This is a genomic window from Buttiauxella noackiae ATCC 51607, from assembly GCF_001654865.1.
Lineage (GTDB): Bacteria > Pseudomonadota > Gammaproteobacteria > Enterobacterales > Enterobacteriaceae > Buttiauxella > Buttiauxella noackiae.
The window spans coordinates 1-5,009 of record NZ_LXEO01000073.1; the positions used below are offsets into that span (position 1 = coordinate 1).

Annotated in this window: 5 protein-coding genes and 3 pseudogenes; 2 read left to right on the forward strand and 6 right to left on the reverse strand. The window is 46.6% G+C overall.

Annotated elements, in window-relative coordinates:
• Nucleotides 1-127 (forward strand): annotated as a pseudogene (locus M979_RS22935) (IS3 family transposase); the annotation flags it as partial.
• 37 nt (nt 128-164) lie between these two features.
• On the opposite strand, the gene tnpC reads toward M979_RS22935, so the two are convergent.
• From tnpC to tnpA, 3 genes are read right to left on the reverse strand one after another with little or no spacing between them, the layout of a single operon-like run.
• Entirely contained in the window at nt 165-1,703 is a 1,539-nt protein-coding gene (gene tnpC, locus M979_RS22095; RefSeq protein ID WP_064556425.1) for an IS66 family transposase, read from the reverse strand.
• A gap of 49 nt (nt 1,704-1,752) precedes the next feature.
• On the reverse strand, nt 1,753-2,100 hold the full coding sequence (gene tnpB, locus M979_RS22100) for an IS66 family insertion sequence element accessory protein TnpB (protein WP_064556426.1): 348 nt from the start codon (nt 2,098-2,100) through the stop codon (nt 1,753-1,755).
• Nucleotides 2,097-2,477, reverse strand: a complete 381-nt coding sequence (tnpA, locus tag M979_RS22105) for an IS66-like element accessory protein TnpA (protein ID WP_064556427.1) — start codon at nt 2,475-2,477, stop codon at nt 2,097-2,099. Before tnpA ends, tnpB begins: the two co-directional genes overlap by 4 nt.
• A gap of 92 nt (nt 2,478-2,569) precedes the next feature.
• On the opposite strand from tnpA, the pseudogene M979_RS22940 reads away from it, so the two are divergent.
• A pseudogene (locus M979_RS22940) lies at nt 2,570-2,665 on the forward strand (IS3 family transposase); the annotation flags it as partial.
• A gap of 286 nt (nt 2,666-2,951) precedes the next feature.
• On the opposite strand, the gene M979_RS22110 reads toward M979_RS22940, so the two are convergent.
• From M979_RS22110 to M979_RS23660, 3 genes and pseudogenes are all read right to left on the reverse strand, one after another.
• Nucleotides 2,952-3,929, reverse strand: coding sequence for a GNAT family protein (locus M979_RS22110; RefSeq protein ID WP_342446870.1), 978 nt, complete (start codon nt 3,927-3,929; stop codon nt 2,952-2,954).
• 109 nt (nt 3,930-4,038) lie between these two features.
• Nucleotides 4,039-4,192: pseudogene (locus M979_RS24105) on the reverse strand (transposase); the annotation flags it as partial.
• Between the two features lie 584 nt (nt 4,193-4,776).
• On the reverse strand, nt 4,777-5,009 hold a 233-nt coding region (locus tag M979_RS23660; RefSeq protein ID WP_209439649.1), incomplete at its 5' end, for a hypothetical protein.

Sequence of the window (5,009 nt, forward strand, 5' to 3'; positions counted from 1 at the left end):
TAAAAGTGAATGGTACGGATTACAGGGATACTTACACGTGGAAAGCTTCTTTCACTCGCTGGAAGTAGAATGTATCCACGGGGAACGCTTTATCAGCCGGGAAATAATGCGGGCGACGGTGTTTAATTGTAAGCGTACGCCGAGAACCGTATTGACGACGAAGGTTATTCCGCAGGCAGTGTGATGCGCCACGGTAGCAGTTCGTTGACCCGGTTTATCGGCCAGTCCGCGATAATATCAAGAACATGGTGAAGGTAGCGCTCCGGATCCACTCCGTTCAGTTTGCACGTCCCTATCAGGCTGTACAGCAACGCTCCGCGCTCACCACCATGGTCAGAGCCGAAGAACAGGTAGTTTTTACGACCCAGACTGACCATCCGCAGTGCATTCTCCGCGATGTTGTTATCCGCTTCAGCCCAGCCGTCGTCTGCGTAGTACGTCAACGCTTGCCACTGGTTCAGTGCATAGGTGAACGCCTTTGCCAGCTCTGAGTGTCGGGACAAGGTTTTCATTTTTTCACGCAGCCAGCTTTCCAGTGATGTCAGCAGTGGTTTCGTTTTTAGCTGCCGTTCGGCAAGGCGCTGTTCTGCTGGCATTCCCCTTATGCCTGCCTCGATGGCGTAAAACTGTCCGATACGCTTCAGAGCTTCATCTGTTGTTGCCGATGGCGTCCGAACGTGAACATCGTGGATTTTGCGACGGGCATGAGCCCAGCAGGCCGCTTCCTTTATATGGCCAGCGCGGTACAGCTCGTTGAACCCGGCATATGCATCTGCCTGCAGCACTCCGCTAAAGCCGGCAAGATGTGTCTGCGGGTGGAGTCCTTTTCTGTCGGGGCTGTAAGCGAACCACACTGCAGGCGGCAGCGCTGACCCTGCGTTACGATCATCACGTACGTATGTCCACAACCGCCCGGTTTTCGTCTTTTTATTGCCCGGCAACAGGACCGGGACCGGCGTATCATCAGCGTGGAGTTTTCCATCGGTCAGTACGTAGTCCTGAAGGGCTTCGTTCAGCGGTGACAGCAACCGGCAGCATGCATCCACCCAGCCCGACAGCAGTGAACGGCTCAGGTCCACACCCTGGCGACCGTATATTTCTGACTGACGATACAGCGGGGTATGCTCTGCATACTTTGAACTCAACACGCGCGCCAGCAGCCCCGGTCCGGCTATGCCCCGCTCTATGGGACGCGAAGGTGCGGGTGCCTGAACGATAAAATCGCATTTTGTGCAGGCGTGCTTTTCCCGTACCGTGCGGATAACCCGGAACGCGCTGCGCATCAGCTCCAGTTGTTCGGCTACGTTTTCACCAAGGTAAGTCAGCGACCCACCACAACCCGGGCAGCAGGGCTCAGTTGGCAACAGACGCTTTTCATCGCGAGGAAGTGATTCAGGGAACGGTTTCCGGGTGCGGGTCTGGCGAAGTGACCGCTGAACCGCAGGGTCATCAACCCGGCCTGTGAGAACGTCACTTTCCTTCTGAAGCCTGTTCAGGTCAGTTTCCATCTGTGCGATACGGCGGGATATTTTTTCTGAGCGGCTGCCGAAGTTCATGCGGCGAAGTGTATCCAGTTGTGCCTGCAGATGGTCTATTTCGCGTTCACGGGAAGCCAGCTTTTCCTGCAAGACCTGTAACAGCACCTCCTGTTCGGCCAGGCGCTGTTTCAGTAGAAGGATATCGTCAGAAGAGGTGTCGTTCATAACCCTGTATTTTACCAGGGTTATTGTGCAACAACCAGGATAAACAGGCTTACAGCATGGTCAGGGAGGTCAGCAACCGCTTAAGTTGTCGCCAGTCGATGCCTTCCATCAGCATCGCCAGCTGCGCTGGCGTCAGGAACACTTTGCCATCACGGGCCGACGGCCAGGCGAAGCGGCCGCGTTCAAGTCGTTTCGTCAGCAGACACAGACCATCGCCGGTGGACCAGAGCAGTTTGACCTGACTGCCACTGCGTCCCCGGAAGATAAAGACGTGACCCGACATCGGGTCATCTTTCAGCGCCGTCTGCACTTTTGCAGCCAGGCCGTTGAAGCCATTTCTCATGTCGGTAATACCGGCAACCAGCCAGATTTTGGTCCCTGAAGGTAACGGGATCATCGCTTAAGTTCCTGTACCAGCAGAGTCAGGAGCTTTTCGCTGACAGTGCCGTTGAGGCGAAGCGTCCCGTGCCGGAACGTTACCTCACAGCTGATAATGAGGGCCTCAGGAGCCTCTGCGAGCGGTTCTGGCTGTACGGCGGTGGTATCGAGAGTCACAGGAAGTAGCTGAGGACTCTCAGAGGAAGGTAATAGCAGCTTTCCCTCGCGCCACTGCTGGCGCCATTTAAATAACAGATTGGCGTTGATGCCGTTTTCAAGCGCCAGTTTTGATATCGACACGCCGGGTTCACAGGAAGCTGCAACGAGCTGTTGCTTAAATTCGGGAAGATAATTAGGACAGCCTTTACGCCTGCCGGAAGTCACATTTTTCTGCATATCTGACACTTTGGTTCCCACCACTATTTGGTGTACACCACTTTGTCGGATGAATCAGATTATGACCAGACGGCTCTCGCTGGACGCTTACGTTTAATTATATCGAGTGTGATTACAATCGCTGGAGACGTCACAGCGCCTGTGGCGGACTCAGCCCGGAACAGTTTGAAAACCAGAATCTCGCTTAGGGCTGTGTCCACATTACGTGGGTAGGATCAAGTTCGACCATTTTGATTTTGAACTCAACGGGATAGTTGGGGTGTTTTTTACGAACAGAAGTTAATGAATTCATGGACAGCGTCCACCATATTTGGTGTCCACTATCCTCTCAGGAATTTCAGAATCTGCCAGACGGTGCTGAGACGACGCTTACAAATAACATGACTCCAGCTGAATTTATCCGGAGTTTCAGGAAAGACGGAGATCTTAAGTTTTGTGTAAAACTGATTTTGGCCCAGTGTCACCTACTGTTTTCTAACAGAGCACTTTCCCAACTTTAGATACCGTCGCCCATCTTTTTTTGTATTCCCACTGAGGTTCATAAATACCAATAGAGAGCGTCATTTTCTTTCCTAGTGAAGCACAAAGTGCTTTAGCTGACTGGATATTAAGCCACATCAGCACACTGCCAATGCTCAAATGTAGATAGTTTTTGTCCAGTCCCCCATTGGGCACATCAAAATAGATAGCTTCATGACTTTCTGACTTAAACATCAAATCATAAGCACATGGCTTTCCATTGATATACAGCACATTGCCAAACAACATGTTTCTAAAAGTTGACAAAAATTCAATAAGATTTGCCCTCTCATAACAACGTACGTTTTCTTCAAATCTCAACTTGAATAACTGCACATATATATGCGCTAACTCTTCAGAGGATAACTCATCACAGGTTTTAACTTCGCCGCCGTTCTTAATGAACTTATTAAACTCATTGCGCCGGTTTTTTTCATTTTTTGCAGAAAATGCATTTTTAACCCAACAAACCTGCTTTTTTCTGAATAGTGTGAAGGTCGCATTTTTAACGTTATGTTGATTCCCAACAGACAACTTATTGGTACTATCTGGCAGGAAAAATCGTGCTTTCCGATGAGCTGGAATCAGTAACTCATCAAAAGACACGGGGTAATCACAAGCAATATTCAAACCGGGTGGCTTGCCATTTACCGTAAAGTAACTCGCTTTTATTTCTCCATTTTGTTCATACTTGAAAAATTCCACGCTTAAATTTTTCTTATGCATAAAATAGTCAAGCACATCGGGGTTCATATTCAAACTGCCACCAAATTGCTGGTAAGCTTTTTTATAGGAAGAAAAATCTGAATGCACCCAACCTAATAACCATCGTTTAACACTTTTCATATCATCAATTCTTAGCATTTGCTTATTCTTACAATACAAACACCATATAATTAATGCATTCAACAATGCATAAACAGAGTGCGCCATTTTAGTAGAGCATGAAAAAGCATGGGGCAGTAGTTGTAAGTCCCCCAGTTTTAGCTCCACACACTTTTTGAGATTTGCGTCTTTTAATCCCTTTCCAATCTTGATACTAGGATAAATCGTCACAGATAACCTCGGGGGTATCTCCGTTCACCCGCAGGTGCAATTTTCATCCAGATGAGCCGCTTTTCCTGACCGTACTTTTTGACCTTCCACTCGCCCTCATCACAGACTTTCAGGCCGCTGGAATCGATATGCAGGCGTGAATGGCTACTCATCAAGCCAGAACGCATGAGCCCCGGTTGACGAGCGCCTTGTTGTAGGCGTTCCAGTTGGTGATTTTGAACTTATGTTTTGCCATAAAATACCGCCAGAAGACACTGGAATGTGGTGGTCAGATCCTGATTGCGGTCAAAAGTTAGATTTTTCAACAAAGCCATGTAATTCATGATCAGGCTCAAATTCACACACTAAGCTTTCCTCCCGAAATGAAAAGTCCTTCTTTCTGGAGATAATTTTAGTATTAAATACCTGGCTTTTGGATTTTCACATGATATCCAGTACTGACATTTAAGTTTCCATTCAGTTTCAATGACAAACCAGGATAGTTCTATGAGTGTTAAAGATGAATATCCCCCCAAACATTGCTATACCAATGAAGAAAATAATAACAAAACATTAATATGAATAACTATCACTAAATCTATGAATAATAATTCACTTTAAAAAAATAATTTATGTTAAATGTCGAGTAACAAATAATTATGTCCACACATATATAAAGCCAATAAAAATTTCAAGTTACTGATAGTTTTAATTTAAAAATTAAAATCCTTCTTAAATTAGTTGTTTATGCTTTTTTTGTGGAGAAATTGAAATTTTTTATTGTTTTATCTTTAATATTATCTATGCGTGGACTTTTTATCAAAGAACTGCCCTCTGGGTTTATGTTTGATTTAAGTATAGTAGAGCGATAGTTTTTAATGCCAGTAGCAATGCCATCCTTCCAACCTAAAGAGTTAAAATAGAAATGAAAAAAAACATGAACAATAGCCCCGGTGATGAATCCGGGGTGGCTGTAAT